The organism is Natronorubrum halophilum (assembly GCF_003670115.1).
GTDB classification, from domain to species: Archaea; Halobacteriota; Halobacteria; order Halobacteriales; family Natrialbaceae; genus Natronorubrum; species Natronorubrum halophilum.
Genome location: NZ_QQTY01000003.1, coordinates 44,748 through 62,476, shown reverse-complemented (window position 1 = coordinate 62,476; position 17,729 = coordinate 44,748). Strand labels below are relative to the sequence as shown.

General features: G+C 57.2%; 12 protein-coding genes and 3 pseudogenes. 5 read left to right on the top strand and 10 right to left on the bottom strand.

What is annotated here, in order from left to right; all coding sequences use genetic code 11:
* Together DWB23_RS12290 and DWB23_RS12285 are read right to left on the bottom strand one after the other, a co-directional pair.
* Positions 1-915, bottom strand: a complete 915-nt coding sequence (locus tag DWB23_RS12290) for a carbohydrate ABC transporter permease (RefSeq protein ID WP_238717470.1) — start codon at positions 913-915, stop codon at positions 1-3.
* A 78-nt stretch (positions 916-993) separates the two neighbouring features.
* A complete protein-coding gene (locus DWB23_RS12285; protein ID WP_394341752.1) occupies positions 994-2,229 on the bottom strand; it encodes an ABC transporter substrate-binding protein in 1,236 nt (411 codons plus the stop codon).
* Between the two features lie 336 nt (positions 2,230-2,565).
* On the opposite strand from DWB23_RS12285, the gene DWB23_RS12280 reads away from it, so the two are divergent.
* Complete coding sequence (locus DWB23_RS12280; RefSeq protein WP_121743147.1) at positions 2,566-3,372, top strand: aldo/keto reductase; 807 nt, start codon at positions 2,566-2,568, stop codon at positions 3,370-3,372.
* Positions 3,373-3,517: 145 nt separating this feature from the next.
* On the opposite strand, the gene DWB23_RS12275 is transcribed toward DWB23_RS12280, so the two are convergent.
* The 3 genes from DWB23_RS12275 to DWB23_RS12265 all read right to left on the bottom strand — a co-directional run bounded on the left by DWB23_RS12275 (position 3,518) and on the right by DWB23_RS12265 (position 8,030).
* Positions 3,518-4,615 carry a Gfo/Idh/MocA family protein gene (locus tag DWB23_RS12275; protein WP_121743146.1) on the bottom strand — a complete coding sequence of 366 codons (1,098 nt, stop codon included), beginning with the start codon at positions 4,613-4,615 and terminating at the stop codon, positions 3,518-3,520.
* A 267-nt stretch (positions 4,616-4,882) separates the two neighbouring features.
* Entirely contained in the window at positions 4,883-6,709 is a 1,827-nt protein-coding gene (locus DWB23_RS12270; protein ID WP_121743145.1) for a DUF2264 domain-containing protein, read from the bottom strand.
* A gap of 112 nt (positions 6,710-6,821) precedes the next feature.
* The gene (locus DWB23_RS12265) at positions 6,822-8,030 is read right to left on the bottom strand and encodes a glycoside hydrolase family 88 protein (RefSeq protein WP_121743144.1); all 1,209 of its coding nucleotides are present in this window, start codon (positions 8,028-8,030) and stop codon (positions 6,822-6,824) included.
* A 211-nt stretch (positions 8,031-8,241) separates the two neighbouring features.
* Between DWB23_RS12265 and DWB23_RS12260 the strand changes: the two genes are divergently transcribed.
* The 3 genes and pseudogenes from DWB23_RS12260 to DWB23_RS24120 all read left to right on the top strand — a co-directional run.
* The gene (locus DWB23_RS12260) at positions 8,242-9,009 is read left to right on the top strand and encodes an IclR family transcriptional regulator domain-containing protein (RefSeq protein ID WP_121743143.1); all 768 of its coding nucleotides are present in this window, start codon (positions 8,242-8,244) and stop codon (positions 9,007-9,009) included.
* A gap of 1,006 nt (positions 9,010-10,015) precedes the next feature.
* A pseudogene (locus DWB23_RS12255) lies at positions 10,016-10,135 on the top strand (IS6 family transposase); the annotation flags it as partial.
* Positions 10,136-10,324: 189 nt separating this feature from the next.
* A pseudogene (locus DWB23_RS24120) lies at positions 10,325-10,631 on the top strand (IS6 family transposase); the annotation flags it as partial.
* Positions 10,632-10,777: 146 nt separating this feature from the next.
* Here DWB23_RS24120 and DWB23_RS12245 read toward each other — a convergent pair.
* On the bottom strand, positions 10,778-12,217 hold the full coding sequence (locus DWB23_RS12245) for a pyridoxal phosphate-dependent decarboxylase family protein (protein ID WP_121743141.1): 1,440 nt from the start codon (positions 12,215-12,217) through the stop codon (positions 10,778-10,780).
* A gap of 148 nt (positions 12,218-12,365) precedes the next feature.
* Here DWB23_RS12245 and DWB23_RS24115 point away from each other — a divergent pair.
* A pseudogene (locus DWB23_RS24115) lies at positions 12,366-12,994 on the top strand (IS6 family transposase); the annotation flags it as partial.
* A gap of 270 nt (positions 12,995-13,264) precedes the next feature.
* Here DWB23_RS24115 and DWB23_RS12235 read toward each other — a convergent pair.
* From DWB23_RS12235 to DWB23_RS12220, 4 genes are all read right to left on the bottom strand, one after another.
* Positions 13,265-14,026, bottom strand: a complete 762-nt coding sequence (locus DWB23_RS12235) for an IclR family transcriptional regulator (RefSeq protein ID WP_121743140.1) — start codon at positions 14,024-14,026, stop codon at positions 13,265-13,267.
* A 387-nt stretch (positions 14,027-14,413) separates the two neighbouring features.
* Positions 14,414-16,039 carry a long-chain fatty acid--CoA ligase gene (locus DWB23_RS12230; protein WP_121743139.1) on the bottom strand — a complete coding sequence of 542 codons (1,626 nt, stop codon included), beginning with the start codon at positions 16,037-16,039 and terminating at the stop codon, positions 14,414-14,416.
* A complete protein-coding gene (locus DWB23_RS12225; protein WP_121743138.1) occupies positions 16,036-16,542 on the bottom strand; it encodes a Zn-ribbon domain-containing OB-fold protein in 507 nt (168 codons plus the stop codon). Before DWB23_RS12225 ends, DWB23_RS12230 begins: the two co-directional genes overlap by 4 nt.
* Complete coding sequence (locus DWB23_RS12220; protein ID WP_121743137.1) at positions 16,539-17,729, bottom strand: thiolase C-terminal domain-containing protein; 1,191 nt, start codon at positions 17,727-17,729, stop codon at positions 16,539-16,541. Before DWB23_RS12220 ends, DWB23_RS12225 begins: the two co-directional genes overlap by 4 nt.

Sequence of the window (17,729 nt, the reverse complement as noted above, 5' to 3'; positions counted from 1 at the left end):
TTAATCAGCCACCCGGAATTGGATCAGGGACACAGTCGTAACAATCGCGACGAGTAGAACGGTCAGGGCAGAGCCGTACCCCAGCTCAAGGTTCTGGAACGCAACCTGATAGATGTAGTAGACGATCGTTCGAGTCTCTTTAAGGGGTGCACCGGAGGTGATCAGCAGCTGTGGCTCTGCGAACTTCTTGAAGATGGAGATCGTGCTCGTGATGACGATGAACAGCAGTACCGGCTTCAGCTGTGGCACCGTCACGTAGCGAAATTTCTGGAGCCGCGTCGCTCCGTCGATCTCCGCCGCTTCATAGAGCGATTCGGGAATCGTCTGCAGTCCAGCGAGGAAGATAATCATATTGTATCCGGTCCATCTCCAGACAGACATGAACGCTATTAGATTTCTGGACCAGAACCCGTTCCGGAGCCACGCGATCGGATCGATTCCGATGAGTACAAAGAGGCTGTCCGCCAGCCCTCCTTCGGCGACGATTGCGATGAAAACGACAGCGTAGGCGATCGTGTTCGCGGCTGTCGGGATGAGCAGGAGACTCCGAAACGTGTTCCTAAACCGTATCAGCGACGAGTTCAACGCGATCGCTAAGGTGAGCGGAATGATCACCATCGTCGGAATCAGCACTGCGAACAAATACACCGTGTTAAACAGTGCTTGGTGTAGGACGTTGTCAGTCAGCATTCGCTCGAAATTCTGCAGTCCGACGTACTCCAGATTCACCACTTCAGGAACGGTGAAGTAGACAATACCCAGGTCTACCACCAGTAACGAATCCGTAGAGATACCTTGGAATTCAAAAAATGCTAGAAATATAGTGAATATGACGGGAAATGCCAAGAATAAAGCGAAAAGCACGAGCATCGGGCTCAACAGCACCAGTGGCGTGTTCGAAATCGATGGGAACACTTCGCTCAATCGCTGGCGCTTGAATCGCAGTTCATCGTAGAGATTGTTGAGTTGTGCCCTACGGTCAATCGAGCTCAATCAGGCAACACCTCGATTCGTCTGTTTCTTAGCATCCTTCACCGCATTCTCGAGTCCATCTTTCGGACTGGTGTCGCCATAAACCACCTTTCGTAGTTCCGAATTGATGATGTCCATAACCGTCGGGGTATCCACAGTGAAGCGGTGAGGTGGGATATTTTCGATCTGTTCGATCCACAACTGACCGAGCTTCTGTCCACCGAAGAACTCGAATTCTTGGTCGAACACGTCTTCCTCGTAGGCGGGTTTGTACGCGCTAAAATTCCCGACGTTCTCGAAGAGCCACGCCATTTCCTCCGCATTGGCGTTCGTCTTCAAAGCAAAATCGAACGTTCGACGAGCGACGTCGTCGTCGACTTGCTCGGGGATACAAAGTCCGGACCCGCCGCGGTTGCTCGCTCGAGGCCCACCTTTCTCGAAGGCGGGAAGCTTCATGGCCCTCCACTTTCCGGAGGTGTCACTCACGGACTCTTGGAGCGTCGAGTTGAACCACGCTCCCGAGCAGTACCCTGTAATTGACCCGCTGTTGAATCCGCTAAACCACTGTTGACTCCAATTAGTAACGTCGCTCGTGAGTCCTTCTTCCCCCAGACGATTTAGCAACTCGAAAACTCTGAGGGATTTTTCGTTATCGAACGCGAGATTACCGTCGCCGTCGAACGTTTGGCCCCCCAACTGCCAGTAAAGCATTCGCCAGTACAGGTCCAGTGCAGCGGACGGGACCGAAAGCAGCGCAACGTCGTCCGGGAGCTTCTTTCCCTCCTCGATCAGCTGATCCCACGTCTCGATGTCGTCGCTGACGCCATGTTCCTCCCAGACGTCGTTCCGGTAGAACAGACTCGTCGGATTGATATCGTACGGTATCTCGTACGTCTCTTCGCCGCTACTGACGCTCTCCCAGATCGAGGATGCGAACTCCTTTTCGATCTCAGCCTCTTGGATCCATGGGGTGAGGTCTCGAAGTCCGCCCGTGTCAGCAACCTGCTTGAGTGACGAATACTCAATCATGGCGACGCCGGGCGCGTCGGTCCCCGCCAGAAGTCGCGTCTGAAGGCGGTCGATGATTTCATCATAGCCCATGTTCGTGTGATTGATCGAGACGCCGGTTTCCTCCTTGTACTGGGTCATGTGATGGTCCCAGCTACCGCTCATCTCCCAAAACGCGAAGGAATCTGCCATCTCTCCGGAACTGCTCGGGGAATCCGTCGGCGATTCCGTACTAATACACCCTGCCATGCTTGCGGCACCGAGCCCGCCAAGCGTCGTCAGGATATTACGTCGGCTACAGACGCCGTTCTGACCTTTCATAGCTAACACGGCTACGATAACGATGGATGATCATAAACGTTACGGTGAACGTCAACGTGGGACATGATTTTACCCGGGTACGCAGCTCTGTCTACTGGGGTATCCCGTGTAATCTCGGCGAGCGTGGCTCTCGAAGAGTTATCTTCGTGACCAATAGATAGGCGAGCGACAGCACACTCTGTCGCGTGAGCGATAGACGCGATCCGGAAGACGCGGTATCGATATCCCCAAAATTATAACTTAGGTTAGGTTGAAGGTCCTCGTATGAGTTTACCTGCAATAGGACTTGGAACTTGGCAGAACACAGACTATGACACGTGCGTCGAAACCGTGCGAACAGCTCTGGAGGAGGGATATCGTCACATCGACACCGCACAGTACTACGGCAACGAAGAAGCAGTCGGCGAAGGCGTTGTTGCGGCGGACGTTCCCCGCGAGGAGGTGTTCGTCGGTTCGAAGGTACACGCCGAGATGTTCGGTCTCGCGTACGACGAGGTCATCGAAGGGTTGGAAGTGACCCTCGACAGGCTCGGATTAGAATATCTGGACCTACTGTACGTTCACTGGCCGGTCGGGAACTACGACGCATCGGAGACGATGCCAGCGTTCGACGAACTCGTCGACCGGGGACTGATCAAACACGTGGGGGTCTGTAATTTCAGCACCGAACTACTCGAGGAGGCCATCGATTATCTCGAATCCCCCTTGTTCGCTCATCAAGTGGAAACCCATCCCCTACTTCAACAGGACGACCTCGTCGCTCACGCCCAGGAACGGGGGTACAACCACGTCGCCTACTCCCCTCTTGCGCGCGGAAACGTCTTCGACCTCCCCGAGGTAGTAGCCATCGCAGACAAACACGATGCCAGCCCGCCCCAGGTCAGTCTCGCATGGTTACTCGCGCGCGACAACGTCAGCGTCATACCGAAAGCGACGAGTGAAGCGCATATCAGAGACAATCTCGAAGCCGTCGATCTGGAACTCGATAGCAAGGACATCGAACGAATCCAGAACATCGAACGAACTGAGCGGTACATCGAGAGGGACGGCGCTCCGTGGCTAGATGAGTAAGTGAATCCATAGTACACACCGTTCACACTGCTTTTCGCTATCGGGCCGAGTGGTGCGAAATCCCTCCTCCCGGAGCGACACAGCGACGACATGACCGTTCTCTCGTTCCTCGCACTCTCACAAGCCGCTTATTCCGTACCTTCCCTCACCAAGACGTAATTGGGATCTCGCGAAGGGGTTGGGGGAGTGGAATGTCGACTGACGAGTCGGTGTAGTGGGAGAGATAGAACCCGACGATGATCTCCAGGGATCGGACGGCTTTGATTCCCGGTGAATAGTTCACCTCCTCACCGTTCAATATGTCCTGCACGTGGGCCGCTGCGTTGGCGAACGATCTCCTGTAATCGTCCTCCCACGTCCATGAACCTTCAATGCCGGGCAGCGGTTGTTCCACGTGTTCTCCGTTCTCGAGCGACCAGTACTGCCACACCCCGTCATCGTTATTCATGTACAGTTTTCCGTTAGTTCCGATGAAATTAAATGTCATTGAGGACATCTCCCGCGGAATGGTACAGTCGACGGTCACGAACGAGCCGTCATCCATCACGACGTGTCCTCCACCACCGGCATCGACAACTTCCTTTGCCGCGTCGAGAGAGTCGATTGCTTCGTTCTCGCCGGTAATGTGGCCATTTACCTGTTCGGCCCGCGCATCGAGGAGGTACACGAGTGTATCTAGTACGTGAGTCGAGTTTCGCATCAACTCCATCCTGTACTGCGTGCTCACGGACTTCACGTCGCCTAAGATGTTTTCCTCATGGATGAGGTCATACAGCCGCTGGAGCTTGTCTGTGAAACGGAAAGAATGGTTGATGAGTAGCTCTGTGTCGGTCTGCTCGCAAACCTCGACCATCTCCTCTGCTTCGCTCACCTGTGAGGCGATGGGTTTCTCACACCAGATGATCTCTGGATTCGCCGCCGAGAGTGCCGCGTCGACCGTGTGTTCGTAGTGGAGATAAGAAGGCGTACAGACCGAAACCACGTCCAGATCCTCGTTCGCGAGCATCGCGTCGTGACCGACATACTGTTGACTCGGCGGTATATCCCATGCATCCCCGAACGTGGCGAGTTTCTCTTCGTCGACGTCCGCGACAGCGACGAGTTCTATCTCTTCGGTACTGTCGTAGCCCCCGGCATGGCTCGCGTCGATCTTTTTGTTCCCGATGTCCTCCACGTCGTGCATTCCGAGGATTCCCATTCCGGCGATGCCTCCTGTTCCGATGATGCCTGCTTTGTACCTCATTCTACGTTCCCTCCACTGGTATGTGCTGAGTGCATATGCTTCGAGTTCATCGTTACTCCATCAAGGTGACATGCGCTATGCCCTTGTGATCACGATATACGTACTATCTGCACCGTTCATAATAAAGCTAGGAGTAAATCCAGGTCGGCTAACCATTTTCGGAGAACGGACGGTCCTATTTTCTGCTCGCGTTTAGTAGTCTTCGTGGAGTGAAAAAGCCAGAGATCCACCCGAAAGCCGCGTCGTCGAAGATTCCCTACGGGTCTCTTACGGGCGATTCGACGAGCATTGGACAACCATCTTACCGGCCGAGTTCCAGATTTCGACACTGTCCCCGTCGGTTCTCGTCTCGAATCCCTCGTTCCAGGCTTTCTCGCTGTTGGGAGACGCCATCACACCTGATGCGAGCCAGTGCTCTCCAGACTGGTGGGAACCTCGCAACGTGGGAACGACGGTTCGTGGATGGTTGAGGTTCGTGTTCGGTTCTTCATCGACAACGACCGGAGTGCGGTCCCCGAACAGATCAACGATGCCGCTCAGGCCGTTGGGGTACCTGGCAACGACGGTCGCATCTCGAGTGTCGTGGTCGAACGCCGAGTTGTCGTCACCCAACTGGTTGAGCGCGAATCCACCCTCCTCGCTGTAGACCGGTCGGTCGGTCTGCAATCTGTGTACGCGCACATGCCAGGGGAGTGCTGGAGCGAGCCAGGTATCGACAGTGACGCCATCCCAGGGCTTCCATCGTGATCGTAACGTAGTCCCATCACAATCCATACTGGTCGCCGTAGCCGGGATCTTATACAAGTCCCCATCGAGGCTTAGCGCAAGGGCACTGTCGTGACCTGCGTTCCCTTTACCCGGCATTCGCCCGGCGACTGAAAACCCGAACTCCGTCGAGTAGGCGAATTTCGTATATTTTTCTCGGCCGTGAACGCTGTCCTGAGCCGACGAAAGAGCGAACAGGTGGCCGTCGTCGCGAAGAATGACCTTTCCAGCCTCCTCTTGAACGATCTCGTCCGGAAGTTCCGGGAGTGGCTCCTCTGCCGATTCCCAGAACGGGTGGTTCGGTTCGAGTGCGAGCGGGAAGAACGCCTTCATCGCCCAGTACGGGGAGTTCGGGGAGTTGTACGTCTCCGAGACCTTTATTGTCGGGTATCGGTACCCGACAGAGAGGAGCCCACCGTCAGTGAATATCGGTTGCCTGAGCCACCACCGAATATTACGCGCCCAGATTCCCCGGACGACACCCCACGGAAGTGGGTTCACCCCGGCGAAGGCAAGTCCGCCCCAGAACGAGGCTTGCGCGAAGCGGTAAGTCAGACTTCGACCGAACGGGATCGCGCGACCGCTCTCGTCGAACCAATGTATGTGGTGGGTAGCGAACTTCTCAGCTCGAGTACGGAACGCTTCCGCTCTCTCCGGGTCTTCATCACCGACCAATGTGGCGTAGATCAATCCGTAGAAGTGCATCGCCCACGGGAGGTAGTAGTCGATCGGACTCTGGTCGTCTCTCGGCCCGTCAGTGTACCACCCGTCGGAGAGATAAAACGAATCGAGTCGATCGAGTGAACGTTGGGTGAACTCCCAGTCGTGCCGTGCACCGACCGAGCGAAGCCCTAGGTTCACCATCACCCGAAAGAAGAGCCAGTTGCAGTCGTAGAGTTCGGCCTCGTTTATCTGGTTCAACCACGTGACTAACTGTTCCCGTTCGTTTCGGGATAACGGCTTCCACACGTTCTCCGGCGTGAGTGCGAGTCCGAGTCCGATCGCAGCCATTTCGACGTGTTTCTGCGAGTAGTCATCTGCCGTTCCCCAGTACTCTTCGTGGGTCGGGTCCGTTCCGTTGACCAATCCGGTCCGGAGAATCGACCAGTGATCGAAATCACTGTGGACACTCAGCGGAACAATTCCCCACAGCGGCCTGGCGAATCCTTCCAACTCAGCCGATACGGGGGGAAAACGAGCGCCGGTAGCCGTCGGCCTGACCCTCGCTTTTCCGTCACTGAAATGAGGGACGAGAGGTTCGTACAGTTGTTCTACTGCCCGTTCGAAGTCGCTTCGAGATCGAAGCGGGTTCTCTTTCAATGGATTCACGTATCACTATTATCGATAAATCCTATAAACGTACCGTCCCGTGTTGTTTTCGCGGTGTCTGAACGCCCGATTCGTTCAAATAGGTCCGCTCGTCGCCTACACGAAGGCGATCTCACCAGTACTGAGGCCACTGTTGAGTTGCCCGAACGAGACCCTCCACGTAAAAGTAATCCCCCCAGATACAACACTCGTCGTAATCGCCGTCAGAGGGGTCGTATGCACCATCGGTGAGTAACCCAGTCGATTCTGTGTCTTTGGTTGAGTAGTCTGTTGCGAGGCTCTCGAGCGTGCTCAGCGCCGCGTTCCGGTAGCAACGCGTTCGATCGTCGGCGAACGGGAGTTGGCGAGCAAGTTCATCGAGACCGCAAACGGAGATCGCAGCGGCCGAGCTGTCGCGGATGTCCTGGTCAGGGGGTGCATCGAAATCCCAACGGGGGACGTGGTCGTTCTCCAGCTTTGAGAGGTAGTAGTTCGCTAGTTTGGCAGCGATCTCGACGTACTCGTCCTCGTCGGTATAGTCGCCCGCGAGAGCGTACCCGTAGATCGCCCATGTCTGTCCACGTGACCAGCAGGAATTCGCTTCGTATCCTTGCGCTGTTTCTCCCCCGATCGGCGCACCGGTGACAACATCACATTTAAACGTATGAAATGTGGATCCGTCCGGTCGGATGATGTGCTGTCCATTCGTTCGTGCATGTGTCTCGGCGATCGAGGCGTATGTTGGGTCACCAGTGGCTTCACTCGCCCAAAACAGTAGGGGAAGGTTCATCATCGAATCGACAATCATCCGGCCCCGTTCCCAGGAATCTTCCGACGCTTCGTGATCGCCCCAGGCTTGGATGAGACCGGGTGCCTCCCAGAAACGATCGGTTAGGTAGTCCGCTGCGGTAATAGCGGCGGACCGATATCGATCATTTCCCGTGAGTCGATGGCCGGCGACCGCGGACAACGTGTAGAGAAACCCGAGATCGTGCGTTTTGACTTCGCCCGATTCCAGTCGCCGTTCGAAGGTTTCGAGCTGCGTTTCGGCGGCTCTCCGGTACCGCGCGTCCCCCGTTACTTCGTAGGCGAGCCAGCAGAGGCCAGTCCAAAACGACGTTGTCCATCCATCGGTGTTATCCGTCGGTGAATAGACGAGATTCTCGCTGGATGGCTCGGGAAAGCGGTCGTAATACTCGTCGAGATTGCGGTCGATCTGGTCGATCGCGGTCGACAGTGCGCGCTTGAGCTCCGTACGATCGACGTCCGGAGGCTGCGTGTACTCGCCGGGTATCCCTTGATCTGAAATGCTTGCCTGTATCGCGGCTGGTCTTCGTGGCATCTACAGCCTGTTCCGATGGAAATCTAATAAACTTATCGCGGTCTCCGGACACGCTATCGACTGGTACCGACCTCATATTCGGTCTATTCCGAGCGTTTGACTGGGAGACTTCGATACGAGGTTCAGTGGTGGCACCACTATCAGAAATACTGATTCTATATTCGATTTTCTCACACACACATTTATGTGCGCCGAACAGTAGTCACCAATGATGGAAGATACCCAATCACCGAACCGGGTGAAAACGGCACAAACTACCTTCCGAATCTTGGACGCACTGAAATCCAAGAACAAATCCACCGTGACCGAACTGACCAAGGAGTTCGAACTCTCGAAGAGCAGCCTCCACAACTACCTTAGCACTCTCGAAGAGGACGGCTACGTCGTCAAAGAGGGGAACTCCTATCGAATCGGTCTCAAGTTGCTCGATTTGGGCGGCCACGCACAGCACAGACAACGGCTCTATGCTATTGCGAAGGACGAAGTAACTGCGTTAGCCGACGAATCCAGCGAACTGGCGAACCTGCTCGTTGAAGAGAACGGAAAAGGGTTCTATTTGCACCGTGCTCACGGCGAAGACGCGGTCATGACGGACTCGTACATCGGCCAGGAGGTACACCTACACAACACTGGTCTCGGGAAAGCGATACTGGCACACCTCCCAAGAGATCGCGTCGTCGAGATCCTCGATCAACACGGAATGCCGGCAGCGACAGAGAACACGGTAACTGACCGTGAGACTTTGTTCGAGGAACTCGAGCAGGTTCGCGAGACGGGTTACGCGTTAGATGACGAAGCACGCGTTAAAGGTCTTCGCTGCGTCGCGGTCCCTATTATCAACAACTCTGAAGAGGTCGAAGGTGCGATCAGTGTCTCAGGACCGACCAGCCGGTTCCAGAACGAACGCTTTCGCGAAGAACTCCCTGATATGCTTCAGAGCGTCGCTAACATAATCGAACTCAATATCACCTACACGTGAGCATTCCTGAATTGGTGATGTGTAAATCACTCTTTAGGGATCGATATTCAGCTATGCTGGATTTTTGCACACACATAGTAGGCCAAGGTGAGAAGCTACCACGTAGTAGCGTAATAGTGGCGGGTATTAGTATTTGAGTTGGCTAATTTAGAGTATAGCTGGATATAGTTCGGTAATAGTGACCTCCGCTCATATTTGGCCATCCGTCACGGCTTGAAACGTCGATAGTAGTCCAGCTCATCCGACTGTCTGTAAATCGTCCACCTGAATCGGATTTGAGGATTGTTCGTCAACAGTTTTCCTCGAACGGTGGTTGATATCAAAATTCACATGGCCGTCCGTATGAGTAGATACTCCTGTCTTTGACAGAGTCACCGGCAGGCAGCTATTCTCCGTCATGTTATGGTTGGCAAACCTCTGGAGGCTACTGCAGATATTCTATAGGCTAGTTTAGCTATTGTGGAGCATGGTATGTTAATCGGGAAACGCACGTTCACGTTTTCGAGCGCGTTCACGCACCTCTTCACCCGATTGCGATGATATCCGCTCTACTTACGCCCTACTCTTCGAATTACTACCATCTCGCGAAAGGTACGAATTGCCCGCTCGCTAATCTGCGCTCACAGAATAATAGTCCGGCTCAGCACCGGAAGAATCCGGCTCAATAGACTTGTCGCCGTCTTCACGACGAAGTGCTTCTCGTTACCAGAGCCAAGCACGGACGCGAGATCATGATCCTGCTGGAGTGATACTGTAGACGTCGGATCGGAAGATGAGATCTCTACTTTGCACCCTCAAACGGAACTCCATTATTATCATAGATCATGGATGATGTGCAGGGATTTACACCGGTACAACTGTAATCTCATCCGGAGCTATTAAATTAGAAGTGCGTTTGTGAGACCGACGGAGTTGCGTTCACGGGACTTGCCGTACACCTCGAGACGACCGCGCCGAAGATTGACACCGTCCCAAATAAAACTGTCGCGTTGTTCGCCGTCTGCCTCACGCGACCGGCTTTTCTCTCCGAGGGACACAAGCGATTTTTCGCTTGATTGGCGGAGAACGCTCTCATCAAGCAACCTGGAACGGTGTACACCGGTTGGCTGACAGCGTCCCAGACCCATTGACGTCTACAAGAACGCTGCTCTCGTGCGGCCTCTTGGAGCGCAAGGCACTCCAATGGTCGACGAATCTTTGATTCGCCTCGACAGCAGAGCGCAGTGTTCTGCGGACGACTTCGCCGTCACAGGTCGCTATGAATAAAATTTCTGCCAATTTTGCCGTCATATAGTATTGGGTATAAGATACAACAAATCTGGGCTCACGTCTCATTCTCGGTGTCACAATACTCGGATGGCAAGGCATCGGTCAAGCCGCTGCGTTCCTGTATCGATTGACCGAGAAACGCGATCTCGACGACACGGTGTCCCTCGTCGATAGTTGCGAATATCTGACTTCCCTTCCCCGATTGGAATTGAATGATCAGCTCGACTACGTCGAGAGGAATCTGATCGAAAAATGGTTTCAGGCCCTCAAGGTGCGGGTTGACCGTTTCCATAACCCGTGGATGTGCAGTCGGGCGAATACCCGTGTGTCTTGAACAGAGAATACATTATTAGAACGTATAACGACTGTATTAGTCACTCAGCGGATAGACACCAGCGGAGGTGCTAAACTAGATAGTGCCAATTGACCTCCTTCCGCGTCTAAAGTCGCGGGAGGAGATCAAGCGTGCTTTCTATTCCGGTTCTGAAGTTCGGACCTCTTACGTCTCTTCTGCGTTTAGGACTACGTCAATGCCGCTGAACAGCCGTCGAATGGTGTCCTCTCCGGTAAATGGATTCAGAAGGACGACCCGAAGCCACCTGCTGTCGCGATAGGTCGGTAGCGACACGAAGATATCGTGTTTGGAGAGTAACTCTTCTTGGAGCCGATTATTCAGGTTATCCCGCTCCTCCGGGGGGCACCACTCGGGCACTGCTCGGAAGCAAATGATGTTCATCTCCGGCTCACTCGCCAGCTCTAATGAGTCGTGTTCGACTACGCGATCGCGAAGAGAAGCTGTTAACCGATAGCTCTCATCGAGTAGTTGTTCGAGGCCGTCATGACCGAGATGCTGAAAGGTGAGCCACAACTTCAAGATACCCGCCCGTCGGGTCCCCTGAATGCTCAGTTCGCCGAGATTCGGGAGCGCTTCATCACCACGCATGTACGGCGCTCCAATCCGGAAGTCCTCCTGAAGTACGCCGGCGTCGGCGAACAGTGCCATCGCACACGTCTTGGCGACATAACACCACTTCTGAGGATTGAACGTCACCGAGTCCGCGGCCTCTATCCCATCGAGCCGGTCGCGTTCGGCTTCAGAGAACACGAGCGCGCCGCCATAGGCTGCGTCGACGTGGAACCAGAGGTCGTAATCGTCGGCGATGTCACGGACCGCTGGAAGTGGATCGATATTCCCGGTCGTGGTCGTACCGGCCGTCACGACGACACAAAATGGCGCTCGCCCATTCCGTTTCTCCCGGTCGATCACCTGCTCCAACGAAGCTGGGTCCATTCGTGAATCGTCGTCCGTCCCGACGGCGACAACGGCGTCGGTCCCGAGTCCGAGCAGCATCGCAGCCTTCTGCAGCGAGGTGTGTGCTACCTCCGAGGCGAACAGCACTGGTTCGCGGTCCATCCCTGCGAGACCCCCTTCGTGAACGTCGAATGCCTGGTTTCGGGCGACCGACAGGGCGTGGAGATTCGCGAGACTGCCGCCGCTGGCGAGCACCCCGCCGGCGTTGGGTCCGAGGCCGAACTCTATAGCGATGGCCTCGGTCAACTGGACTTCGAGTTCGGAGAACACCGGTGACATCTCCACGCTCAGCATGTTGTTATTGACCGCCGACGCGATGAAGTCGCCGAGCGCGGAGATCGTTGTCGGTGTCGTGTCCATGTGGCCGATGTATCCGGTGTGGGCGGGATTCATCGATCCGTCGACGATCTTTTCAAGCGCCTCGAGCAGGTCGTCCGAAGACCGCGGCGACTCCGGAATCGTAGCGGAGAGAACGGGCGGCTCCTCAGGTAACGGCGAGCGGTCGTTGGCGGTTTCGAGTTGTGTGACGAGTTGGTTGAGGAACTCCTCCGTAAGGTCACGCACGGCCTCGGCGTTCGCTCCACTTGGGTCGACAAACGCTGAATCAGGTAGATTGGAGCGATTCATGAGGGCACTATCGGATGCAGCGACTTTGAGTATTGGGTCTCATCGATCTGACAGCACCGTTTGACGTTCGGCCCGGGAAGGTTCCTGCCGGTAACTGGGATCGCCACCGAGCCATCCACGATCTATTCGTGGAGTTCGTCCAGGATAGCGGATGGCGGCGCCTGTCAGGGCGTTCACCGTCCGATTCCACGAAGCCGGCTGTTCGCTTCGAGAGATAACAACGATCCTCGCTGAATTAGACGTTGAACGCTCTCATGGAGCGGTCTGAAATTGTATATGTTGGTTATATGATGGAGAACGAGATCAGTCGGCGGCGTCGCCGTCGCGGGTCGCTGTTCGAAACCGCTGTCAAGATTAACGGCGATTGGTCTTGGTCGTTCACTGCAATAGACTCCGAGACAAACCTGATCCTCGACGTCGCGTTGTTTGGTCGGAACGGCACTGATTCGGCGGCTGTATCTCTCCAGAAAATCTACGAGAAACACGATCTTTCCGGAGCTGAGTTTCTCGTCGGCCAATTCGTTATCGGACTTGAACCTCTCGGTTAGAACCGAGTAGCTGGTTAACTGTACGAACGAAATCTCCTCGAAAAGTGGTATCAGACACTCAAAATGAGTGTCGTTCGATTCCATAACGTATCGGTTGACAGTCGGGCGGGGCGTCAGAAACTGACTTGAAGAGTTCGAACACTACTATATCACGCAACGGCCGTACCAATCACTCAAGGGACAGATGCCAGCGGAGGTGCTAAACTATACCGTTTCACCTATGGCATGAGATTCACATTGATTTAATTATGCGGTTCGAGGCGACCGGCGCTCGAGACGGATGTCGGAGTTCAACCGTGCTTCGAGACGTCACACGTCGAGACGGATCGAGAAATGGTCGCGGTCGAGAAGCGGACGCGGGAACGAGTGTGACGAGTGAGAATCGGCGTTCGGCCCCTGACTTCCGTCGGTCGCGCGCGCGAACGAGTCGCTCGAACCCGAGCAGGACAGCAGGGGCTCGATCGCTCGAGAGTGCGGTCGAACCAACCGTTTCGGACGCTCACGTCCCGTACCGATACTTGATCGAGATCGAATCGATCGTCTCCTGTAATTTCTGGAGGAGCGTCCGCTGGTAGCGGTCGTTCCTGATCCGCCCCGTCGGACTGACGATGCCGACGGCCCCGTCAAGCCGGCCCTCGACGAGGATGGGTGCGGCGATGATCCCCATTCCGATGACCTGCTGGTTCCAGTCCACGGCGTACCCTCGCTTTCGAATCTCGTCCAGCTCCGACCGCAACACGGCCTCGTCGGTGATCGTCTCGTCGGTCACCCGCGCCAATCCCTGCGTTTCGATGATCTCGTCGGTTCGCTCGTCCGGGAGGTACGCGAGAATTACCTTCCCCGTTGCGTTCGTGTGCAGTGGCGTCGTCATTCCCGAGTATATGCCTAATTCGAGCGAGCGGTCGCCGAACGTCTTGTGCAGGATCACTGCCTGTCCCGATTGCTCGACCACCAGCGACACGAGCTCGCCGGTCCGGTCAGCGAGGTCCTTCAGGAACTCCTCGGCTACTTGAAAGAGACTGTTTCGGTGCTTGAGCCGGGAGCCGGTCGTGAGGAACCGATAGCTGAGCCGATACTCACCACCGTCGTTGATGACGTACCCCGTCTCCGCGAGCGTGCGGAGGTACACGTGTGCGGTGCTCTTCGGGATGTCAAGCCGAGCGGCGATCTCGGACGGTCCCGCGCTGTTGACCTCCCACAGGGTCTCGAGGACGGTGAACGCCCTGAGGACCGACGACATCGCGGACGTTCTCTCGGTCATACGCGTACGTTCGGTCGCTCGTCGATAAATCGTTCGATTATATTGGACGACGTTGCCTCGCTCGCTCCCCCTTCTCGATCAGAAGCGCGATTCGGAACGGACGTGCAGAGGGGATCTCGTCGGTAGGCGTCTATCAATGTTGGACGGAGTCGTCGATGTACTGATAGCTCCGTCAGTACAATTACATAGGTATGGACGTAAATTCGTTCACCTCGAGCGGCGCTCCGCGGTTGTTTTGACTCGAGGGATGGGGAGACAAAGTCGCTCGTCCATGGATAATGGACAGTCCGAGAACAGAGATCACTCGAGGCGGCATCGTCGAACGAGTGTGAAAGCACATCAAGAAACGCGCGGCAGACGAGAGGCAGTCAAAATCGGGCTCTCGAGCTACTCCTCGAGCGGCAACGAGTCGTACTCGTCGATGAATTCGTCGCGAAGGACCTTCTTGTCGAACTTCCCGGTCGTCGTCTTTGGGATCGACTCGCAGAAGAAGATCTCGTTGGGGAGCCACCATTTCGGGAACCGTTCGAGGAGGTGTTCGCGGAGTTCGGCGGCGGAGATTTCGTCCGTCGAGGCCACGACGTAAGCGACCGGGCGCTCCTCCCACTTCGGGTGTTCGACGCTGATCACCGTCGCCTCCGCGACGGCGTCGTGGGCCATGAATTCGTTCTCGAGTTCGAGCGAGGAGATCCACTCCCCGCCGCTCTTGATGACGTCGTCGAGGCGGTCGACGACCTCGAGGTAGCCGTACTCGTCGATCACGCCGACGTCGCCTGACTTGAACCAGCCGTCCTCCGTGAACGACGCCTCGGTCTCCTCGGGGCGAGCGTAGTACTCGTCGATGAGCCACGGCGACCGAGCCTGGATCTCGCCGGTCGACTCCCCGTCGTGGGGGACCGGGTCGCCGCTCGTGTCCCGCAGCCGAATCTGGACGCCGGGCGCGGGGATGCCGGGTTTCATCTGCTGCTGGTAGCGCTCGCTCTCGGGGAGGTCGGCGACCTCGGTCGTCGTCATCGTATTGACCAGGTGGGGCGCCGCCTCGGTCATCCCGTACCCCTGGTGGATCGGCGCGTCGATCTCCTTGTCGAACTTCTCCATGAGCCACTCCGGCGGCGACGTGCCGCCGATGAGCACTCGATCCAGGCTCTCGAGTTCGACGTCGTCGCGCTCGTCGTAGAACTCCGCCATCTCGAGCCAGACCGTCGTCACCGCCGCCGTGACGGTCACCTCCTCGCGGTCGATGAGTTCGGCGATCGCCTCGGCGTCGGTCTTGGGGCCCGGCAGGACCAGTTTCGAACCGGACATAGTCGCGGAGTAGGGAAGTCCCCAGCCGTTGACGTGGTACATCGGGACCACGGGCATCACGGCGTCGTTCTCGCCGATCTCGAAGACGTCGACGTGGCCGTGCGTGAGCGTGTGGAGGTAGAGGTCCCGGTGGGAGTAAGCCGCCCCCTTCGGCAGCCCCGTCGTCCCGGAAGTGTAGCAGATGCCCGCCTCGTCGTCCTCGTCGATCTCCGGCCAGTCGTACTCCGGATCCTGCCCCTCGAGAAGTTCCTCGTAGGCGTACACCGGCTCGAGGTCGGTTTCGGGCACCTCGTCGTCGAGAATCACGTAGTGTTCGACGGTCTCGAACTGATCCGCCACTCGCTCGACGGTCTCGACGAACTCGGAATCGACGAAGACGACCTCGTCTTCGGCCTCGTTAATGATCTCGACGAGGTGCTCGTCGGGGAGCATGTGGTTCGTCATGTGGATGCTCCGGCCGCTGCACGGGAGCGCGAAGTACAGTTCGTAGTGGCGGTAGTGGTTGATCGCCATCACCGACAGGCGCGTCCCGGGGTCGACCCCGAGGTCGTCGAGCGCGTTCGCGAGTCGCCCCATCCGCTCGTACGCGTCGGCGTACGTGTAGCGGTGGGTCGTTCCGTCGGCGAGTTCGGAGACGATCTCCTTGTGACCGAACAGATCCGTGGCCCGTTCGATCATGACCTGTAACGTGAGTTCGTAGTCGTTCATTCCGAATCACCGCCGTTCTCGTTGACCGGTTCGAATCGGTAGAACACGCGTTCCTCCTCCGTGGGACCGTCGATCTCGACGATATTCAGTTCGACCGGATCGCCGATCTCGAGGTCGTCGTAGGCCGCGCCGTCGACCCTGGCGGACAGCCGCACCGGCCCGAGGTCGACGACGGCGACGACGTATGGGACGTCGTGTTCGGCCAGCCCGATCGGCAGGCCGCCGCGGACCTCCGAGAAGGCGAACAGTTCGCCCTCGTGGGGGAGGTCGACGTATGCGAGGTTGTCGCCCATGCACTCGGGACAGACGATCCGCGGCGGGTAGTGGATCTCCTCGCAGTCCTGACACCGGGTGGTCGTCAGCTGCCCGTCCCGGAGGTTCTCGTAGAACTCGTGGATTCGGGTGTGGTCGTCGGTCTGGAGTTCGTAGAAGTCGAGCAGTCGCGGCAGCTCGATCTCCTCGGGCACCGAGACGCGCTTTCTGTCGGGTGTGTCGTCACTCATTGTGGATCACGGTCTAAAACCATCACGCTGTGGACGGAGGCGCTGCCACTCAGGTTGTGGATCAGGCCCGTCGTGGGGTCGTCTACCTGCCTGTCGCTCGATACTGTTCCCTGGAACTGGTGGGTGATCTCCAGGGCCTGGGAGATGCCGGTCGCCCCTAGCGGGTGGCCACAGCCGAGAAGACCGCCGCGGGGATTCACGGCGACGTCGCCGTCGATGTGGCTGCGCCCGTCCTCGATGAACTGGCCGCCCTCGCCGCGCTCGGCGAAGCCCAGTTCTTCGTACTCGATGATCTCGCTGATCGAGAAGCAGTCGTGAACCTCCGCGACGTCGATGTCTGCGAGCGGATCCTCGATCCCCGCTTGTTCGTAGGCGTTCTGGGAGGCCTTGCGCGCCTGGGGCCACGTCGAGAGCGACGGGAGGTTGTTGATCGAGTTGCCCGCCATCGACGACTGGCCGCTGCCCGTGATGAAGGCCGGCGTGTCGGTGACTTCGCGGGCTTTCTCCTCGCTCATGAGGATCGCCCCGGCGGCGCCGTCGGTGATCCCGCTGCAGTCGAACAGGTGCAGCGGAGCGGCGATCTCCGGCGACTCCTCGACGTCTTCGATAGCGCACGAGGACTGGAACTGCGCGAAGTCGGTCTTCGAGGCGTTGGTCTTGTTCTTGGCGGCGACCTGCGAGAGTTGCTCGCGGGTGGTGCCGTACTCGTGCATGTGGCGCTGGGCGTACCACGCGAAAAACGGCGGCGCGGCGAGGCCGTTGGCGCCGTCGAACTCGCGGTCGAGCACGTTCGCCATCGACGCCTGCATCTCGGGCATGTACTTCCGGCCGAGGTTCATCTTTTCGACGCCGAGCACGAGCGCGACGTCCAGTTGTCCGGCGGCGATGGCGAGCCACGCGTATCGCAACGCGGCCTGCCCGCTGGCACACGCCAGTTCCGTCCGGGCAATCATCTCGGTCACTTCGATGCCGAGCAACTCGGCGACGAGCGGAGCAACGTGGGTCTGGTTGGCGAACCGCTCGGGCTGGACCGCGCCGACGAACAGCCCTTCGATATCTTCGGGGCCGACCTCGGGGACGGCGTCGAAGGCCGCCTTGCCGCCCTCCTGGGCGAGGTCCTTCCAGGTTGCGGCGCGCTCACCCCAGTCGGAGTGACCGCCGCCGACGATCGCGACGTTTCGGACCAT

Coding starts and splice junctions, on each gene's coding strand:
- DWB23_RS12285 (WP_394341752.1), bottom strand. CDS start 2,229: ATGGCAGGGTGTATTAGTACGGAATCGCCGACGGATTCCCCGAGCAGT.
- DWB23_RS12280 (WP_121743147.1), top strand. CDS start 2,566: ATGAGTTTACCTGCAATAGGACTTGGAACTTGGCAGAACACAGACTAT.
- DWB23_RS12275 (WP_121743146.1), bottom strand. CDS start 4,615: ATGAGGTACAAAGCAGGCATCATCGGAACAGGAGGCATCGCCGGAATG.
- DWB23_RS12265 (WP_121743144.1), bottom strand. CDS start 8,030: ATGCCACGAAGACCAGCCGCGATACAGGCAAGCATTTCAGATCAAGGG.
- DWB23_RS12260 (WP_121743143.1), top strand. CDS start 8,242: ATGGAAGATACCCAATCACCGAACCGGGTGAAAACGGCACAAACTACC.
- DWB23_RS12245 (WP_121743141.1), bottom strand. CDS start 12,217: ATGAATCGCTCCAATCTACCTGATTCAGCGTTTGTCGACCCAAGTGGA.
- DWB23_RS12235 (WP_121743140.1), bottom strand. CDS start 14,026: ATGACCGAGAGAACGTCCGCGATGTCGTCGGTCCTCAGGGCGTTCACC.
- DWB23_RS12230 (WP_121743139.1), bottom strand. CDS start 16,039: ATGAACGACTACGAACTCACGTTACAGGTCATGATCGAACGGGCCACG.
- DWB23_RS12225 (WP_121743138.1), bottom strand. CDS start 16,542: ATGAGTGACGACACACCCGACAGAAAGCGCGTCTCGGTGCCCGAGGAG.
- DWB23_RS12220 (WP_121743137.1), bottom strand. CDS start 17,729: ATGGTCCGAAACGTCGCGATCGTCGGCGGCGGTCACTCCGACTGGGGT.